Below are 18,597 nucleotides of genomic sequence, written 5' to 3'. Positions count from 1 at the left end.
CGGTCATGAAGTGTCGACGCCGATTCGCAATTTCGCCGCCTATCGTGATGAATTCAGACAATAACCGCATGACACCCGTCGAGCGCCGCGCCACCGTATCGCTGGGCCTGATTTACGGCGTGCGCATGATGGGTCTTTTTATGGTGCTGCCCGTGTTCGCGCTGTATGCCGGCAAGCTCGACGGAGGAACGCCGGTACTCATGGGCCTCGCCATCGGCGCGTATGGCCTGACGCAGGCGCTGTTGCAGATTCCGCTGGGGATGCTGTCGGACAGGATAGGCCGCAAGCCGGTGATCGTCGGTGGTTTGCTTATTTTCGCGGCCGGCAGCGTGCTCGCGGCGATGTCGGAATCGATTTACTGGGTAATCGCCGGGCGCGCGATGCAAGGCTCCGGCGCGATCGCCGCGACGGTGCTGGCGCTGGCGGCGGATCTTTCCCGCGACGAGCAGCGCACCAAGATTATGGCAACCTTGGGCTTCTGCATCGGCCTGTCGTTCGCGCTCGCGCTGGTCGTCGGGCCGTTGCTGCAACAATGGATAGGCGTGCCCGGGATATTCTGGGCGACTGCGGTGCTGGCCGGACTTGCGATTCTGTTGGTCTTGAGCGCGGTACCGACCCCGCCTTCCTTGCGCGCAAAGGGCGACAGGGGGGTAGTGACGTCCGCGCTGGGCAGGGTCATCAAGGACCCCCACCTGTTGCGCCTGGACTTGAGCATCTTTGTATTGCACATGGTGATGACCTCCAATTTTACGGTTATCCCCAGCCAGTTGCGGGACACGGCAGGACTCTCCGCACAGTGGCACTGGCTGCTCTATCTGGTCGTGTTGCTGGTGTCTTTCGCCGCCATGCTGCCGCCGCTGATCTACGGCGAGCGCCGCCATCGCATGAAGCCTGTATTGATCGGCTCGATTCTGTTGCTGGCCGCGGCCGAATTCTGTCTGGCGGTGACTGGATCGCTGCTGATCGTGATGGGGGTTTCGATGCTGTTGTTGTTCACCGCCTTCAACCTCGCCGAGTCGGCGCTGCCCTCGCTGGCGTCCAGGGCCAGCCCGGCGGGACTGCGCGGTACCGCCATGGGCGTTTACTCCAGCAGTCAGTTCCTGGGCGTTTTCACTGGCGGCGCGCTGGGCGGCGCGCTGCTGCATGTCGCCGGGCCGCAAGCCGTATTTGTCGGCGGCGGCGTGGCGTCGTTGCTGTGCGCTTTGGTCATGCTGGGCATGCAGAACCCCAGCGGGCTGAGCCGTTATCTGCTGAACGTCGGCCCGCTGACCGCGGAGCACGCGCGCGCCATGACCAACCGGCTCACCTCCGTGAAAGGTGTTAAGGAGGCAGTGATCCTCCCCGAGGACGGCACGGCGTACCTCAAGGTGGACCGTAATTTGCTCGACGAAAAGACCTTGCGTGAGTTTTCCATCTCGGCGGCTTAGAATACGCGGCTAACATCGGCTCACTACCTAGGGTTTAACGGAGGCGCGCGCATGGCTAAAGGCATCAATAAAGCGATTCTGGTCGGTAATCTGGGTCAGGATCCGGAGGTCAAGTACATGCCCAGCGGCGGTGCGGTGTGCAACGTCACGCTGGCCACGACGGACTTCTGGAAGGACAAGAGCTCTGGCGAGCGTCAGGAGCGTACCGAATGGCACCGCGTGGTGTTTTTCAATCGACTCGCCGAGATCGCGGGCGAATATCTGCGCAAAGGCTCGCAAGTGTATGTCGAGGGTCGTCTGCAGACGCGCAAATGGCAGGACAAAGAAGGCCAGGACCGCTACATGACCGAGATCGTCGCCAATGAGATGCAGATGCTGGGCGGTCGCGGCGGTGGTGGTAGCGGTTTCGATGATTCAGCGTCCGCGGCTGGCGCGTCGTCCGGTCCCGCGTCCGCGAAACGCCAGCAATCGAAAACGGACGATTTCGACGACGACATACCGTTCTGACGGCGCGCGCGTCATGACGCGCTGATGCGACAACGTACTCGACGTGGCTAATCGCGCCAAAGACTGGTTTGCGCAAGCCGAACGGGACCTGGAGCAAGCGCTGGCGTCGCGACGTGAAGCGCGGCACGAATGGGCCTGTTTTGCCGCGCAGCAGTCGGCTGAGAAAGCGGTAAAAGGACTGCATCTGTACCTCGACCAGGAAGCGTGGGGGCATGTAGTCGCCCGCTTGTTGCGAGAGTTGCCGCTGACGGTACCGGAAATCCTGGTGGAAAAAGGCAAGGTGCTGGATAACTTCTATGTTGCCACCCGCTACGCCAACGGCCATGCCGAGGGCGCGCCGTTCGAGCATTACGGTTCGCTCCAAAGTGAGGAAGCCATACGTCATGCCGGTGAGATCATTGAATTCGTCCGTGTTCAAATGGCCCAACCGCGCAGCGGTTGAGCGGGCGTTGCGCGACTGGACCGAACTTCACGCCGCAAGGCATCCGGAACTCGCGCGGCTCGGCTACTTCGGGTCATACGCGCGCGGCGACTGGGGTGTGGGCAGCGACCTGGACGTCGTAGCGATAGTGGATGCGACAGACGAACCATTCGATCGGCGCAGTCTGAAGTGGGATCTGAGCGCGCTGCCGGTGCCGACGGAAATGCTCGTCTACACCGTCGACGAGTGGAACACGTTACAATCGCGGGGCAAAGGGTTTGCGCGGGCTTTGATGGTCGAGACGGTTTGGGTGTATGTGAAGTCGCGGAAACCTATGGTTTAATTCTATACAAAACGTAGTGTTCGATTTTATCTAAAGGAGTGGTTGAGGGGCCGCCAGCACGTGGCGCCCCTGATGGACCGCAGGATTAACAGTTTGTGAGAAAGGGTATTATCCTCGCCGGCGGCTCGGGCACGCGGCTTTATCCGCTCACCCATTCGGTGAGCAAGCAGCTTATGCCCGTGTACGACAAGCCTATGATTTACTACGCATTGGCGACGCTGATGCTGGCCGGCATCCGCGATATTCTCATCATCACCACACCGCGCGATCAGGCCGCGTTCCTTAACCTGCTGAACGACGGATCGCAGTGGGGCTTGTCGCTGTCGTTCGCGGTGCAGTCGCGGCCCGATGGGCTGGCGCAGGCGTTTATCGTCGGCGAGCAGTTCGTCGGTACCGATCCGGTGACCCTTACCCTGGGCGACAATATTTTTTATGGCGAAGGTTTCACTAAACGCCTGCAGGCGGTGAGTCAGCGTGACACCGGGGCTACCGTGTTCGGCTATTACGTCAGCAATCCAAGTCAGTACGGCGTGGTTTCGTTCGATCGCGACCGCCGTGTAACCCGCATCGAAGAGAAACCCGCGGCGCCGGAGTCCCATTACGCGGTGACCGGCCTTTATTTTTACGACAACGACGTGGTCGACATCGCCCGACATATACGGCCGTCGTCGCGCGGGGAATTCGAGATTACCGACGTGAACAAGGCCTATCTCGAACGCGGAGATCTCACCGTGGAGATCTTAAGCCGAGGCACGGCCTGGCTGGATACCGGTACGCACGGCGCGCTACTGGACGCGGCGACCTTCATCAGGGTGGTGGAGGAACGGCAGGGTCTGAAAATAGCCTGTCCGGAAGAGATCGCCTATCGCATGGGCTTTATCGACGCCGAAGCGCTGGAGCGGCTCGCGGCGCCGCTGGATAAAAGTGGTTATGGCGAGTATCTGCGTGGGATCCTGACCGACGGAAAATTGATGTGAGGATCGTTGAGACATCGTTGCCGGGCGTCTTGATCGTCAAACCAAAGTTCGTCGGTGATGCGCGGGGGTTTTTCATGGAAGCCTTTCAGGCGCGGCGCTACGCCGAGGGGGGTATCGTGGGCCCGTTCGTGCAGGACAATGTTTCGTTCTCGCGCTTTGGGGTGCTGCGCGGTCTGCACTTTCAGCACCCGCACGCGCAGGGCAAGCTGGTGTATGTCTTGCAGGGAGGAGTATTCGATGTGGCCGTGGATATCCGGCAAGGGTCTCCCGCGTTCGGCAAATGGTTCGCGGCGAGCTTGTCCGCCGACAACAAGCGGCAGCTATGGGTGCCCGCCGGCTTCGCGCACGGATTTTGCGTGACCAGTGAGACGGCGCTGTTCGCTTACAAGTGCACCGATTACTACCAGCCGGAAGCGGAGGGTACGGTCGCGTGGAACGATCCGCGCGTTGGCGTCGATTGGCCGCTGAAACGCCCCGAACTGTCGGCCAAAGATGACAGTGCGTCGCCGCTGGATCAGATCCCGCCGTCAGGACTACCGATGTACTCCGCATGAAGGTTGCCGAAGAAAATCAATCATTGCCGGTGATCATGCTCACGGGCGCGAATGGTCAGTTGGGATGGGAGACACAGCGCCGGGCGCAGCAACTCACTTATTCGCTGCGTGCGTTCGATCGTCAGTCCATGGATATCACCGACGCCGCGGCCGTCGATGCCATTGTGGGTCGGCTGCGTCCGCAAGCGATTATCAACGCCGCAGCGTATACGGCGGTGGATCGGGCCGAAGAGGAGCCGGAGCTCGCACACGCGGTCAATCGGGATGGCGCGGCGAATCTGGCGAGAGCCGCGCGTGAGTGTGGTGCCCGCCTGGTACACGTCTCCACCGATTTCGTCTTCGATGGCGCGAAGGGCAGCCCGTATCTGGTCGATGACGCCCCCGCGCCGCGATGCGTTTATGGCGCCACCAAGCTCGCCGGCGAGCAGGCCGTGCTGGATGTGCTGACGCGCGAGGCGCTTATCGTGCGCGCTGCCTGGGTGTACTCGTCGCATGGCGGCAACTTTGTGCATACCATGTTGCGCCTGATGGCGAGCCGCGATGCGCTGCGGGTGGTGGACGATCAGATAGGATCGCCCACCTGGGCGGGCGGGCTTGCCGATTGCATCTGGCGCGCGTTGGAAGCAAAGCTGACGGGCAAGTACCACTGGACCGATGCCGGCGTGGCGAGCTGGTACGATTTCGCTGTGGCGATACAGGAAGAGGCGCTGACCCTTGGTCTGCTGAGCCGGGAAATTCCGATCGAGCCGATAGCTACGGGCGAATATCCACTGCCGGCGCGGCGGCCGGCTTACAGCGTGCTGGACAAATCCGCGATCTGGCAGACGCTGGGTTACAAGGCGCCGCACTGGCGGATGTCGCTGCGCGCGATGCTCAAGGAGCTTGACCGTGCGTAGGCTGCTGGTTACCGGCGGCGCGGGCTTCATCGGCGCGAACTTCGTGCACTCCTGGCTGGGTGAGCATCCCGAGGATCGGGTCGTCGTGCTGGATGCACTGACATACGCCGGCAATCGCGCGAGCCTCACCGCGGCGGAGGGCAATCCCCGCTTTCGTTTCGTACATGGCGATATCCGTGATCAGGCAATGGTGGAAGGTCTTCTGGAAAAAGAATCCATCGACCTGCTCGTGCACTTCGCGGCGGAATCGCACGTAGATCGGTCCATCCTGGGACCGGACGCCTTTATCGAAACCAACGTGCTCGGAACGCACAGCCTGCTCAAGGCGGCGAAAAATGTATGGCTGGATGCGCCCGATTCATCGCGACGTGCGCACCACCGTTTTCATCACTGTTCGACCGATGAGGTGTACGGCACCCTGGCGCCGAACGATCCGCCGTTTCGCGAGACTACGGCGTACGCGCCAAATTCGCCATATGCCGCCAGCAAGGCCGCCAGCGATCATCTGGTGCGCGCCTACCATCATACTTATGGCCTCAACGTCACCACCAGCAACTGCTCCAACAACTACGGGCCTTATCAGTTTCCCGAAAAACTCATCCCGCTGATGTTGATCAACGCCCTGCAGGGCAAGCCGCTGCCTGTTTACGGCGATGGGCTCAACGTGCGCGACTGGCTTTACGTCGAAGACCATTGCCACGGCATCGCGCTAGTGCTGGAGCACGGGCGCGTGGGGGAGACCTACAACCTCGGCGGCCAGTGCGAAAGAACCAACATTGAGGTCGTGCGGATGCTGTGCGCGCTGCTGGATGAGGCCGCGCCGTCTCCCGCGCCGCATGGAGAGTTGATTACGTTCATCAAGGATAGGCCCGGCCACGACCGGCGTTACGCCATTGACGCGGACAAGGCGGCGGCCGAACTTGGGTTTGACCCGCGCGAAAGCTTCGAGAGCGGGCTGCGCAAGACCCTGGCGTGGTACATGGCGAACGAGGCGTGGTGGCAGGCGCTGCTGGATGCGGGCTACAAGGGGTGGATAAAGGCGCAATACGCGCCCAAGGTCAGGGACGCGGACGCGCCGCGCCTGCTGTGAAAATCCATACTCGACTACCGCATCGATAATGCATCACTATCTCGAGCTGGTCTGGTACAAGGCCTGCGCAGATTTGCGCGCCGAGGCCGCGCGTGCGTACCTGGGCATGCTGTGGTGGGTATTGGAGCCGCTGCTTTACATGTCGGTTTTTTATCTGGTGTTCGGTGTGCTACTGGGCCGGGGCGGGGAAGGCTTTGTATCGTTCCTGTTGTGCGGCCTGATGATCTGGCGCTGGTTCGGCAGCTCGGTCATTCGTTGCGCCAACGCCATTCCGGCGAATGCCCGGCTGATGTTGCAGGTCTATCTGCCGAAGTACCTGTTCCCCGCCATCGCGCTGGTGACCAACACGCTCAGGTTTTTGATCGTGTTCTCGCTGTACCTTATATATTTAGTGCTCGTGGAGCAAACGCTGAGCATGACCTGGCTGGCCCTGCCGGTGCTGATGGTGATTCAGTTTCTGCTGATCGCCGCGTGCGCCTCGCTGCTGGCGGCGGTGGTGCCGTTTGTGCCCGATCTGAGGATTCTCATCGAGAACGGGCTGACCTTGATGCTTTTCATGTCGGGCATTTTCTATGACATCTCCACGTTTCCTGCCGACTTGCGTGTCTATTTCTATCTGAATCCGATGGTCACGGTGATCGAGAGTTACCGCGCGGTGCTGCTTGAGGGCGTCTGGCCGGACTGGTCGGCGATGGGCATCGTCTTGCTGGTCGCGCTGCTCGGCTTGGCCTCGGCGCTTTATCTGCTGACGCGCTTTGACCGGCGCTACGCCAAGCTGGCCATCTCGTGAACGGCGGCCCGGCTGATCCGAAGGCATTGCTCGATCCCAGGATCGCGCTGCGGCTGCGTAACGTCGGCGTTTCCTATCAGCGTCGCAGCGGCCTGTTCAGCCGCAAGCCGTTCTGGGCGCTGCGCGATATTTCATTCGAACTGCGCCGCGGTGAGAGTCTCGGTGTCATCGGTGGCAACGGGGCGGGCAAGAGCACCCTGTTGAAGGTGATCGCGGACATCATCGAACCGGACCTTGGGGCTGTGGAGCGGGGCGATCTGCACGCCGCGATGCTGTCGTTGCGCATCGGCTTCATCCCTAATCTGAGCGGGCGCCAGAACGCGATCCTGAGCGGCATGCTGATGGGCATCCGGCGTCGCGAAGTCGAGCGCAACATGGACGAGATCATCGCCTTTTCCGGTCTTGAGGATTTCATCGACCAGCACCTCAACATCTATTCCGCCGGCATGAAGGCGCGGCTCGGTTTCGCGGTGGCGTTTCTTTCCGACCCCGACATCCTGCTGGTGGACGAGGCGCTGGGCGTGGGAGACGCGGATTTCAAGCGAAAATCGAGCGCCCTGCTGCGCGAAAAGATCAAGTCCGACAAGACTGTGGTGATTGTGTCGCATGCGACCGCGCAGATCCGCGCGTTGTGCGACCGCGTGGTGTGGATCGAAAAAGGCGTAACAAAAATGGTCGGTAGTGTGGACGAGGTGCTGAGTCAATATGGCGACGACGACCTGACGGCGCCGCGTCGGCCACGCGCACGTCTGGCCAGAAAGCGGCATCCAGCCTGACCGCACACGGACGCACACCAATGCACATCATCGTCATCCTGGGCATGCACCGAAGCGGCACCTCCGCGGTGGCGCGGGTGTGCAATCTGCTGGGCGCCCAGATCGGCGAACAGCTGATGCCGCCCAGCGAAGGCAATAATCCCGCCGGCTTCTGGGAGCTTGACGAGGTCAGGGTTATTCATGACGAACTGCTGCAGGCGCTTGGCTCGTCCTGGGATGCGACCGCACCGCTGCCCGCGAACTGGTGGCGGAACTCCGTAGTCTCCGAATTCAGGGATCGCTTGATCCACGTGGTGCGGGAAGAATTTGCAGGCGCGGCACTTGCCTGTCTCAAAGATCCCAGAATGTGCCGGCTCATGCCGTTGTGGAAAGGCATATTCGACGAGATAAAGTGGGAGCCGCATTATCTGCTCCCGGTACGTAATCCGCTGGACGTGGCCCGCTCATTGAGCGCCCGGGATGGATTGCATCATTGTCAATCGCATCTGCTGTGGCTGCGGCACGTTCTGGAGGCGGAACGATGGACGCGCGGTCAGCCTCGCGCGTATGTCAGCTATGAGCAGTTGATGGCGGACTGGCGCGCGGCGATGACGCCGGCCTGGCGGCAGCTCGGACTGGATGAGCTGACCGTGGACCCTTCAACGTCGCGCGAAATCGACTCTTTCCTGCAAACGGACCTGCGGCATCATGCCAGCAGCCGTGACGATCTGGACAACGACGAACGCCTCACGCTGATCCGGCGGGTCTACGACGATTACGCATCGACGATAAGCGATGATCAGTCGCAAGGATCAACGGCTTTGTCCGCGCTGGAAAAAACGCTCACCGAGGCGTCATTTCTGTTCGGGGCGGTCATCGATGACGCGCGCACGCAAAAAACAGCACTCGCGACTGAATTGCACTCGGCCAATCTCCGCATAAACGCCGCTACAGGAAAGATAAACAAGCTTCGGCATGAACTGGCGAACGTCACGCAGCAGTCGACCAGCCGGCTGGCGGAGATCAACCAGCTTAGCCACGAGCTGGCGACCGTCACGCAGCAGTCGACCAGCCGGTTGGCGGAGATCAACCAGCTTAGCCACGAGCTGGCGAACGTCACACAGCAGGCTGCGAGCCGGCTGGCGGAAATAAACCATCTGCAAGACATTGTTGCGGTGCGCGATGGCGCGCTCCGAGAACAGGCTTCCACGATCACCTCGCTGGCCGGAGCGATCACGGCGCTGCAGTCGTCGACCAGCTGGCGTGTAACGGCGCCACTACGAGGGGTCAAAACCGGGCTGCAAAGCTGCGCCGGCGCGTTGCGCGGCCCGCTCGCGCGCAGCCTGCGCTGGGTGTTTGATCGATTCCCGATGTCGTACAACAACAAGCTGCGATTGAAAGCGCACGCGGTTGCCTTGAGGCCGAGGGTTGGCGAATTCCTAAAGGATGCCGCCTCCTCGGCGTCCAACAGAAAGTATCAAGATTGGATAAAGGCCAACGATACGCTTGACGATGACGATCGCGCCGCGATAAAGCGGCACATCGCGACGCTTGCGAGAAAGCCGCTGATCTCGGTCATTATGCCGGTATTCAATCCGCCAGAGCGGTTCCTGCGTAGCGCCATCCAGTCGGTCCTGGATCAGCTCTACGATCACTGGGAGCTCTGTATTGCCGACGACTGTTCGACCGAGCCGTATGTTGCCGGGGTTCTGCGCGAATACGAAGGCAAGGACAGGAGGATCAAGGTCGTGGTACGCACCGAGAACGGCAATATCTCTGCTTGCAGCAACAGCGCGATAGCGCTCGCTACGGGTGATTATTTCGCGCTCCTGGATCACGATGACGCCCTGCCCGAGAAATCCCTGTACACGGTTGCCGTCGCGATCAACAAGCACCCGAGCGCCAACATCATCTACTCCGATGAAGACAAGATCGACGAACACGATAAACGCAATACGCCGTACTTCAAGACGGACTGGAATCCAGACCTGTTCTACGGACAGAACATAATCAACCATCTGGGCGTCTATCGAGCTTCCGCGGTCAAGGAGATTTCTGGCTTCCGCTTAGGCTTCGAGGGCAGTCAGGACTATGATCTTGCCCTGCGCATAATCGAGCGCTCGGCCCCGCGGGATATCGTGCACATTCCTGAAATCCTGTACCACTGGAGAAATACTTCGGCGGCCGCTTCGTTCTCCCAGAGCCAGCGGGCGCGGGCGGTAACGGCGGCCCATACGGCAATCAGAGAGCATTTTGCCCGGCTTGACATCGATGCGGAGGTGGAAACCGCGCCAGACTCCCCACACTACCAGCGCATACGGCGATCCGTCCCACAGCCCGCGCCCCTGGTTTCCTTGATCATACCGACCAAGGATAAAGTCGATCTCCTGCAGCAATGCATCGACAGCATCCTGTTCAAGACGACCTATTCGCCGCTGGAGGTGATCATCGTTGATAATGGGAGCGTTGAGCCGGAAACGCATGCCTACCTTACGAGCGTGTCGGTGGACAGCAGAGTTCAGGTCATCGATTATGGTCAGGCATTCAATTACTCGGCGATCAACAACTTCGCCATGCGTCAGGCCAGAGGGGACATCATCGGCCTGATCAACAATGATATTGTCGTCATCAACGAGGATTGGCTGACTGAGCTGGTAAGCCACGCCGTGAGACCCGAAGTCGGCGCAGTGGGCGCGATGTTGTACTATCCGGATGACACCGTTCAACACGCTGGTGTCATTCTGGGCATCGGGGGCGTCGCCGGACACTCTCACAAGCACGTTCCGCGCGGGCATCACGGATACTTCGACAGGCTGACTCTCGTTCAGAGCGTGAGCGCCGTCACCGGCGCCTGTCTGCTTATGCGGCGTGAAATAATCGACGAGTGCGGCGGGCTGGACGAAGAGAACCTCAAGATTGCGTTCAACGATGTGGATTTGTGCCTGCGTATACGCGCGCTGGGCTATCGCATTATATGGACGCCGCACGCGGAGCTCTACCATCTGGAGTCGGCCTCGCGCGGCACGGACACGGCGCCGGAGAAGATTGAGCGGTTCGCGAGAGAAGTACTGTGGATGAAAGATCACTGGGGGGACACTTTGCTGCAAGATCCCTACTACAGCCCCAACCTGACGCTCGACAGGGAAGATTTCACTCTGGCCCACGAGACGCGCGCTAGCAGACCCTGGATTAACTTTTTGACTGAGCTGACCTCATCCGGCGAAAGGCACCATGCGGCGGCGCTGGAAGGAAAACAAAACGGATGAATATTCTGGTTATCGGCAAGGGCAAGACCGGCACCACGATTATCTCGAAATCGATCCAAGCCTCCATGAAGGATTCGCTATATTATCTGGAACCCAAGAAGGTCGGTTTTTTCATGAGGCCCGCGCAGCCCGCGCTCCCGTGTGTGGTGAAGATCATCTACGAGCACTGGGATCCGACTCCGAACCTGCGCGAGGCCATTATGCATAACGAACTGCCGCTCAAGTTCAAGCGTATCGTCGCGATCGTGCGCGATCTGCGTGATGAGGCGATCAGTCGGCTTTTTTACATCGCGCTGCCGCTGGCGCAACGGGGTGTGGAAACCCGGCTTATGGATGCGTGGCTGGATGTGCTGAAGGAAAAGGAGCGGGATCCCCATGCCATCTCTTTTCTGGGCATGATCGAGCAACTGAATGGCATCTTTGGAACGAAGGTGGCGCCGTGCCCGCCTGTGGATCAGCGTTACCTACGATTTCTCGACAAGCATGCGAAAAGGATCCACGTCATCAAGTATGAGGATTTTATCGAGGACCGGCTCGATAGTCTGGAATCGTATCTGGGATTCGAGGTGTCGGACGATCGCCATGTAGGCGAATATCACTGGACGCGTCGAACCGCTGCCTATAATAACTGGAAGCGGTTTTTTACCCCTGGCGATGTCGAACAATTACGCGATCTTTACGAGCCGCTGCTCATCCGGCATGGCTACACTGACTGGGCGCTGGACCCAGACCCGGTGCTGAAACCGGACGAATGTTCCGGCTATGTGCGACGCATCGTCGCCGGCGTGCACGCGGCCGCCGCGGCGCCAGGATAGACGCTGCGCCGCGACCTCAGAGGATATTACATGGGGGCATTAATCGCATGATTTTGCGTTTCAATTCGACTGGAGGCTGAAGTGTGGAACAGGATTCGCCAGCGTCTGTTCGCGGGTAATCGCGCGCGGACGGATCACCAGAGCACCGACACTACGCCCCAGGCCGACACGTCGCAGGGCGACGCGGCCCGTGACGACGATGCGCGAGCAGCCGCAATCGCGCGCGAATTTGACCAGCGTCAGCCGTGGGTTACGCGGTTCTGGATAAACGGCGTGGCTTATGGCGGCGCCTTTGACGCCATGAACGATGTGCGCCTGGAGCAGTTCCGCGCGCGATTCTCCGAGGTCAAAACTATTCTTGAACTCGGCGCGCTGGAAGGCGGCCATAGTTTCGGGCTGGCCGCGGCTCCTCAGGTAACGCGTATCGTGGGTCTGGAGGGCCGGGCTTCCAATATCGAGCGCGCACGTCTGGTTCAGCAGCTGCTTGGCGTCGGCGAGGTTGAGTTTCACGAAGTCAATCTCGAGCAAACGGACCTTACCGACTGGGGTCGGTTCGACGCGGTTTTCTGCTCCGGACTCTTGTACCACCTGCCCGAGCCCTGGAAGCTTCTGGATCAGTGCGCAAAGGTCAGCCCCGGATTCTTTATGTGGACGCATTACGCCACCGGTGACGGCAATGTGGAAGTCAACGGCTATCGCGGCAAGTGGTACCGGGAAAGCGGTCTCGGCGATCCATTGAGCGGCATGTCGCAGGAATCCTTCTGGCCGACTTTGCCAGCACTGGAACGTATGCTGCGGCAGAGCGCATACAACGAGGTTCATATCATTCACGATGACGCGAATCACCCGCACGGCCCGGCGGTGACCCTTGCGGCAACAGTTTGATGAATCCGCGCCACCGGCTGAAGCCGGCAATTATGGCCGCACTCCAACGGGCTTCGGCGAGGCTCGCGCGCGGCATTCCATAAGTAAAGTCACGGAGACGTCTAATGGAACTAGATACACTGCTGCGCATCAATCCGCAGCCGATAATCGACTCACGTAACAAGCTGATTGTGCTGTGGAGCGCGAAAGCAGGATGCACCTTCGTCGTGAAATGGATTTTTTTCCACATGGGCGTTTTCGACGCGGCATTTCCGCGTGTTCACAAGTATCGCGTGGAGACTTTGTATCCCAGTCAGCAATACAGCGCCGCGGTCGATGATTTCCTGCGCGCGCCCGGCGACTACCGCGCGATAAAGTTCGTCCGGCCACCCTTCAAGCGGGCCGTCAGTTCTTATATACAGGCCGCTCGATTTGGATACGAAGATGCCGGGCTGAGCGAATTTCTCGGGCGCGAAATCGACGCTACCCATCGCTTTTCTTTCAATGAGTTCCTCCGCTATCTCGAAACCGTGGATCTGACCAATTGCAATATCCATCATCAATTGCAGGCGCACGCACTGGAGCGCCACCGCATGCTGGCATCGATGTTTCTGGTCAATCTGGACTGTTCTCTGCAAACACTTCCAAAACTTGAATCGTTCTTGTCGCTTGCGAAAACGGACCCTAATCAATTTCGCGAATCGCACCATCACACCCGCAAGCCGTCCAGCGAGTCTGGTGATTTTCACGGCGACAAAGTTTTTGACATCTACGACAAAGCCGCTCCCGAGATGCCGGGTTATCGCGGCTTCTATGACGCGGAATTAACAGACCGCGTTGCCAGTCTGTATGCGGAGGATCTCGTGCGCTACGGCTTTAGCCCGTCGCTGGACGAAGAGCGTCGTAATCAGGCATGAGAGTCCGCACGCGATTTGACCTTGAGCAATCCCGGCTTCACAAGTTGATAGTGGCGCCGCCGGAGCCGATCGTAGATTCTCGACACAAGGTGGTGCTTCTCTGGAGCGCCAAGGCGGGCTGTACATTCGCGGTAAAATGGATGCTCGGTCACATGGGGTTGCTGCAGGAGGCGCTGGCGCATCATCGTTGGGTTCATCATTACCGCATTCAAAAGCTATACAAAAGCGCGGCGCACAAGGCGGCAGTTCGGGACTTCGTCGACGAGCCCGCCGGTTACCGTTTTGTCAAGATCGTCAGGAATCCGTTCAAGCGCGCCTTGAGCTCCTATATACACGCTTCGCAGTGCGGCTACGAAGATGTACCCATGGCGACGTTTCTTGGCCGAGCCGTCGATGCGGAGAACCGTTATTCCTTTCGGGAGTTCGTTGGCTATCTGGAAACGACCTGAATGCGTGCAACATACACCATCGCTTGCAGACGCACCTCATCGAGCGGGCTTTCGCGCCGGGAACGCGTTTTGTGATTGATCTCGACCACTCCATGGTATTGCTGCCCAGACTCGAACATCTGCTCGGCCTATCGCGATCGAAATTGAACCGTTACCGGCAATCGCACCACCACACGCGGCCGTCCGCGCGTCTCGCCACCGAGTTCAGCGGAGATGCGCTGCTACGCGTAACGCCAAAGTCCAAGCGAGAGCTGCCCGGCTTTCGTCAATTCTACGACGTGGACTTAGAGCGAAGCGTTAATGATCTATATGTGGAAGATTTTCTACTCTACGGATTCTCAACGACACTCGGTAGTTAAACCATGATCGATCGAACGCCTCTTCGATCAGATCGAGTTCGCGAGGAGAAGCAGAAAGTGATCCGCTGCCTCGCGACGCGTCCTCGCCCGATACTCGATTCGCAACACAAGCTGATGCTTCTCTGGAGCGCCAAGGCGGGTTGTACATTCGCCGTTAAATGGATGCTTGATCATATGGGGCTTCTGCAGGAGGCGCTGGCGCACGATCAGTGGGTACATAAATTTCGTGTCGCAAAGCTTTACGCAGGACCAGCCCACAAGGCATCCGTGCGCGACTTTCTCAATTCTTTCGAGGGATACCGGGCAATTAAAATCGTCCGGAACCCACATAAGCGCGCCGTCAGCTCTTACATTCACGCGGCTTGTTGCGGTTACGAGGATGCCAGAGTATCCGTCTTTCTGGGTCGGCCCGTCGACCAACACAGCGGGTTTACTTTCAGGGAATTCGTTGCATATCTCGAAACCATCGATCTGTGCACCTGTAACGTCCATCATCGCATGCAGGTCCATCCGCTTGAGCGTTATTTTGTGCGGGGCTCCCGTTTCATAATCGATCTGGATCATTCCATGGCTTTGCTCCCGAAGCTGGAACGGGTGCTCGCCTTGCCGCGGACGGATCCAGACGACTACCGTGAATCATCCCACCATACGCGTACATCATCGTGTGCTAACGAGAAGTTCAGCGGCGATACGGTTTATGATTTCGCGGACAAAAAAAGCGCAGTGATTCCAGATTATCGCGCATTTTATGATGCGGACCTCGAAGAGCGAGTCGCGGCACTCTACGCGGAGGATTTTTTAAGATACGCCTTCCCGACTTCCTTGAAGGAACAACTCGAGCGAGGAGGAGCGTATGCACAACCGGGATCATAGCTCGTGACGCGAAAAGACAAAGTCTTTCATTATCTGAGAAAGGACGGACTGGGACTCGAGATCGGTCCCAGCATTAACCCGATCGCGCCCAAGAAAGAGGGTTACAGGGTTCACATCATCGACCACATGAGCAGAGAAGGACTAGTCGAAAAGTACAAAGATCACAAGGTCAACTTAAAAAAAATCGAGGATGTAGATTTCGTTTGGAATGGACAACCATACGCGGAGCTGATCGGCAAGAGTAAGTTCTACGACTGGATCATTGCCTCGCACGTTGTCGAGCACACGCCGGATCTCGTGGGTTTTCTAAATGACTGTGAAAGTTTGCTCAAGGACGACGGTATCCTTTCTCTGGCCGTACCTGACAAGCGGTTTTGTTTCGATCGATTCCGACCCATTACCGGCATCGCGCGCGTCATCGACAGCCACATCCAGAAAAACGTGATCCATACGCCGGGTGTCGCCGCCGAGTATTTCCTGAACGTCGTTGCTAAAGGGGGGCGTATCGCGTGGGATCAGTACCATCAAGCGGATTACACGTTTGTGCACACGATTGACCACGCCCGCGCTGCGATCGATCAGATTCGTGCCAAAGGGGTGTATTACGATATCCACGCCTGGTGCTTTACCCCCCATTCTTTCCGTTTGCTCATGCATGACCTGCATTCTCTGGGTCTGACACCCCTCAAGGAAGTCGGTTTCTTTGAGACCGTAGGTTGCGAGTTTTTCATAAGTCTGAGTCGCTCGGGAGAAGGAGTAAAACTCGACCGGCTACAGTTACTGGACAAGATAGAAAAAGATCTGGCGTGGGAGAGACCGCGCAACGAACAGCCTCCCGAGCCTCAACCGTGGCTAGCGCGCCTCAAGGGAAACCAGTTCGTGAGACGAGCCGCGGGAGTGCTGAGTTCCCGTTTCCGCTGACGGCCCGGCAAGCAGCCGCGCTATGCGGTGACCGTGAATGAGCTGAAGGTCAAGATAAGCAGCGCTCGTGTCACCTGGCCCGCCTGAGCCATCGCAGATGAGCGTGAAATTACGCACTCAATCAACCGAGAACAGCGCTCAGGTGTGTGCCATCGTGGTGGCTTATTTCCCGGACACGAGCATGCTTAGAGCAGCGCTACATGCGATCTACGCGCAGGTTCAGGCTGTGCTGATCGTCGACAACACGCCGGGTCGACACGACTTGTGTGAGGCGATAGTCGGGTTGACCGTCACCGTGCTGGCACTGGGCCATAACCGGGGCGTGGCGGGCGGCCAGAACGTGGGCGCGACATGGGCACAAGCGCGGGGGTTTACCCATGTCCTCCTGATGGATCAGGATAGCGTGGTGGCGCCCGACCTGGTGGTGCGGCTGCTCGCGGCGGAGATTTCTCTTAAAGCCGAAGGGAAATCGGTGGCCGCTGTGGCGCCTCGGTTCTTGCATGTAAGACGGAAGCAAGCAGCGCTTTCCGCGGTGGCTCAAGGCTGGTCGGCGGGCGAAGTCGTCGAGACCAGGGCGGGCGGAAAATGCCAGCAGCTCGACTACGTCATTTCCTCAGGCAGTCTCATCGAGCTGGAAAAGCTAGAGATCGTGGGCGAAATGGAGGAGGCTTTATTTATCGATTACGTGGACATCGAGTGGGGCTTGCGAGCGCGATCGAAGGGATACCATTGTTACGGTGTTTACGAGGCCCACATCGAGCATTGCTTAGGCGATACCGACGTGGCGCTGCCGTGGATGAAAAAGCGCCGGGTCGTCGTACACGGTCCGCTTCGACACTACTACTTTTTTCGTAATGCCATACATCTGTACAAACGCCCCTACGCATCGTGGGCCTGGGTTCTCAATGATGCTCGCCGCCTGGTCCTGAAATACGTCTTCTACTCGACGATAACGGCGCCTCGCCGGCAGCATCTGCGAATGATGACAGTGGGTATCTGGCACGGCGTGCGAGGCCGGCGCGGACCTTTTCCAGAGCAATGAACCAGGCGATGCGGTTGCCATTTCTGCTGGGCGCGGCCAATTCTAGATTTGTCGTGCCCGCTAACGTCGCCGGAGATCAAAACGACCTCCATCGATAAATGGCGTGAGCCATTAAGTGACGTGGAAATCGAACAGATCAACGCGGGCTTGGGCGACGCGCCAAGCGAGCCGCAGCTGAAGGCATAGCTTATCGTAATTATCCCTTTGCATCCGGTATTATTATGCGCAACATGGATTGGATACGGTACATCGCATTCAGGCGCGTTTTGATTGGCGTTGTACGTCAGAGATTATCTCATCATCTCGGTCGTCTTACCCTGCTGACCTGGACAGTCAGTATTGTACTCTCTCTTGCGGTTGGCTTCCTGGTCAATAAGAAGTTAAGCGACGTCAGCGCGGCGATGACGGAGCTGCAATACACATTACTGTACGGAGTGGCATCCTTCGGGATGGTAGCCATTGCACTAAGCGGCTATGAAGTTTTTATGGCTCCTTACCGCTTGTGGAAAATCCAACAGAATGAAATTAATGGCCAAACAGAAAAAATAAGAAGTTTAGAAGACAGGTTAAAGCCGGCAATCGAATTGCTTTTTGAAGACAATCCGCCATATAAACTTAGTAGTTATGCACCGGATATTGTTCCGCCAACAATAGTCAACGCACAATTCAGTATCCTTCCAAAAGTTATTTCCGGTCGCACTATTAAGAACTGTTGCGGCTATATCACGGAAATAGAGAGCCATGAAAATGATGGTCGGTGGAAATCATCTAACATGACACGCCCTATACAGCTTAATGAAGGACAGCCGATTGATTTGTCTCCAACCATTGACCGCTATCTCCATGTCTTGCTGTACGATCAACGCGGACTGATGATTTGGGCATTCCGGAATACGGAGGCAAAAAGCAAGATTCCGATACAGTTGAGTAGAGATTCAGGAAAGTTATTTAGACTGACTGTAGTAGTTGAAGCTGACGATGTGCCTTCTGTACAGATGAAGCTACTCGCAAGCTATAGGAAAGAGGGTGATGACACGTATCTAAACGTGCAAAGAGAAGCATAGGTAACGATGATGTCAGTCGGAAAATACCTCAGCCTAGAAGAAGCTCGAAAGAAAAAGCAGCTAGAACTGTTTGCTAAAGAACATCCACATAAGGGCGATTGGCGCGAGTTTTATCGCATGCTGGACGCGATGGTGAAGCCTAAATGTCAAGTCCCGGACGATTATAAGGCTTACGATGAAACAACGCAGGGTGCTTGGCATGCCATTGCTTCATCGCCTGGATGGGTGGCTTGGCATTGAGGGCGGTTTGCGGCAAGTGATGGGTGT

The 18,597-nt window shown here is 58.2% G+C and carries 21 protein-coding genes; all 21 read left to right on the top strand.

Annotation, left to right across the window (positions count from 1 at the left end; translation table 11 throughout):
• Positions 1-68: 68 nt before the first annotated feature.
• The 21 genes from H0V34_02500 to H0V34_02400 all read left to right on the top strand — a co-directional run bounded on the left by H0V34_02500 (position 69) and on the right by H0V34_02400 (position 18,570).
• Entirely contained in the window at positions 69-1,427 is a 1,359-nt protein-coding gene (locus H0V34_02500; protein MBA2490606.1) for an MFS transporter, read from the top strand.
• Between the two features lie 51 nt (positions 1,428-1,478).
• Positions 1,479-1,934, top strand: coding sequence for a single-stranded DNA-binding protein (gene ssb / locus H0V34_02495; protein MBA2490605.1), 456 nt, complete (start codon positions 1,479-1,481; stop codon positions 1,932-1,934).
• Positions 1,935-1,977: 43 nt separating this feature from the next.
• Positions 1,978-2,376 (top strand): HEPN domain-containing protein, encoded by a 399-nt coding sequence (locus H0V34_02490; protein MBA2490604.1) that lies wholly within the window; start codon positions 1,978-1,980, stop codon positions 2,374-2,376.
• Positions 2,318-2,698 (top strand): nucleotidyltransferase domain-containing protein, encoded by a 381-nt coding sequence (locus H0V34_02485; protein ID MBA2490603.1) that lies wholly within the window; start codon positions 2,318-2,320, stop codon positions 2,696-2,698. The genes H0V34_02490 and H0V34_02485 overlap by 59 nt, the downstream gene beginning before the upstream one ends.
• Positions 2,699-2,793: 95 nt before the next feature.
• Entirely contained in the window at positions 2,794-3,675 is an 882-nt protein-coding gene (rfbA, locus tag H0V34_02480; protein MBA2490602.1) for a glucose-1-phosphate thymidylyltransferase RfbA, read from the top strand.
• Positions 3,672-4,229, top strand: coding sequence for a dTDP-4-dehydrorhamnose 3,5-epimerase (gene rfbC / locus H0V34_02475; protein MBA2490601.1), 558 nt, complete (start codon positions 3,672-3,674; stop codon positions 4,227-4,229). The genes rfbA and rfbC overlap by 4 nt, the downstream gene beginning before the upstream one ends.
• The gene (rfbD, locus tag H0V34_02470; protein ID MBA2490600.1) at positions 4,226-5,125 is read left to right on the top strand and encodes a dTDP-4-dehydrorhamnose reductase; all 900 of its coding nucleotides are present in this window, start codon (positions 4,226-4,228) and stop codon (positions 5,123-5,125) included. The genes rfbC and rfbD overlap by 4 nt, the downstream gene beginning before the upstream one ends.
• On the top strand, positions 5,118-6,215 hold the full coding sequence (gene rfbB, locus H0V34_02465) for a dTDP-glucose 4,6-dehydratase (GenBank protein ID MBA2490599.1): 1,098 nt from the start codon (positions 5,118-5,120) through the stop codon (positions 6,213-6,215). The genes rfbD and rfbB overlap by 8 nt, the downstream gene beginning before the upstream one ends.
• 28 nt (positions 6,216-6,243) lie before the next feature.
• Positions 6,244-7,005 (top strand): ABC transporter permease, encoded by a 762-nt coding sequence (locus tag H0V34_02460; GenBank protein ID MBA2490598.1) that lies wholly within the window; start codon positions 6,244-6,246, stop codon positions 7,003-7,005.
• A 26-nt stretch (positions 7,006-7,031) separates the two neighbouring features.
• On the top strand, positions 7,032-7,781 hold the full coding sequence (locus H0V34_02455) for an ABC transporter ATP-binding protein (GenBank protein ID MBA2490597.1): 750 nt from the start codon (positions 7,032-7,034) through the stop codon (positions 7,779-7,781).
• Between the two features lie 1,349 nt (positions 7,782-9,130).
• A complete protein-coding gene (locus H0V34_02450; GenBank protein MBA2490596.1) occupies positions 9,131-11,026 on the top strand; it encodes a glycosyltransferase family 2 protein in 1,896 nt (631 codons plus the stop codon).
• Entirely contained in the window at positions 11,023-11,841 is an 819-nt protein-coding gene (locus H0V34_02445) for a hypothetical protein (protein MBA2490595.1), read from the top strand. Before H0V34_02450 ends, H0V34_02445 begins: the two co-directional genes overlap by 4 nt.
• Before the next feature lie 81 nt (positions 11,842-11,922).
• Positions 11,923-12,726, top strand: a complete 804-nt coding sequence (locus H0V34_02440) for a class I SAM-dependent methyltransferase (protein MBA2490594.1) — start codon at positions 11,923-11,925, stop codon at positions 12,724-12,726.
• Between the two features lie 104 nt (positions 12,727-12,830).
• A complete protein-coding gene (locus tag H0V34_02435) occupies positions 12,831-13,622 on the top strand; it encodes a sulfotransferase family 2 domain-containing protein (protein ID MBA2490593.1) in 792 nt (263 codons plus the stop codon).
• A 44-nt stretch (positions 13,623-13,666) separates the two neighbouring features.
• Positions 13,667-14,071: a sulfotransferase family 2 domain-containing protein gene (locus H0V34_02430; GenBank protein ID MBA2490592.1), complete on the top strand. Its 405-nt coding sequence runs from the start codon at positions 13,667-13,669 to the stop codon at positions 14,069-14,071.
• 71 nt (positions 14,072-14,142) lie between these two features.
• Positions 14,143-14,430: a hypothetical protein gene (locus tag H0V34_02425; GenBank protein MBA2490591.1), complete on the top strand. Its 288-nt coding sequence runs from the start codon at positions 14,143-14,145 to the stop codon at positions 14,428-14,430.
• Positions 14,431-14,433: 3 nt separating this feature from the next.
• Positions 14,434-15,303: a sulfotransferase family 2 domain-containing protein gene (locus H0V34_02420; protein ID MBA2490590.1), complete on the top strand. Its 870-nt coding sequence runs from the start codon at positions 14,434-14,436 to the stop codon at positions 15,301-15,303.
• Positions 15,304-15,306: 3 nt separating this feature from the next.
• Positions 15,307-16,224: a methyltransferase domain-containing protein gene (locus tag H0V34_02415; protein ID MBA2490589.1), complete on the top strand. Its 918-nt coding sequence runs from the start codon at positions 15,307-15,309 to the stop codon at positions 16,222-16,224.
• 97 nt (positions 16,225-16,321) lie between these two features.
• Positions 16,322-17,266 carry a glycosyltransferase family 2 protein gene (locus H0V34_02410; protein ID MBA2490588.1) on the top strand — a complete coding sequence of 315 codons (945 nt, stop codon included), beginning with the start codon at positions 16,322-16,324 and terminating at the stop codon, positions 17,264-17,266.
• Between the two features lie 230 nt (positions 17,267-17,496).
• On the top strand, positions 17,497-18,330 hold the full coding sequence (locus H0V34_02405; GenBank protein ID MBA2490587.1) for a hypothetical protein: 834 nt from the start codon (positions 17,497-17,499) through the stop codon (positions 18,328-18,330).
• 6 nt (positions 18,331-18,336) lie between these two features.
• The gene (locus H0V34_02400; protein ID MBA2490586.1) at positions 18,337-18,570 is read left to right on the top strand and encodes a hypothetical protein; all 234 of its coding nucleotides are present in this window, start codon (positions 18,337-18,339) and stop codon (positions 18,568-18,570) included.
• Positions 18,571-18,597: the final 27 nt, after the last annotated feature.

It is taken from the genome of Gammaproteobacteria bacterium (assembly GCA_013696315.1).
In the GTDB taxonomy this organism is placed as follows: Bacteria; Pseudomonadota; Gammaproteobacteria; order JACCYU01; family JACCYU01; genus JACCYU01.
The sequence above is the reverse complement of the archived record's forward strand: the minus strand, read 5'-3'. Positions and strand labels throughout refer to the sequence as shown.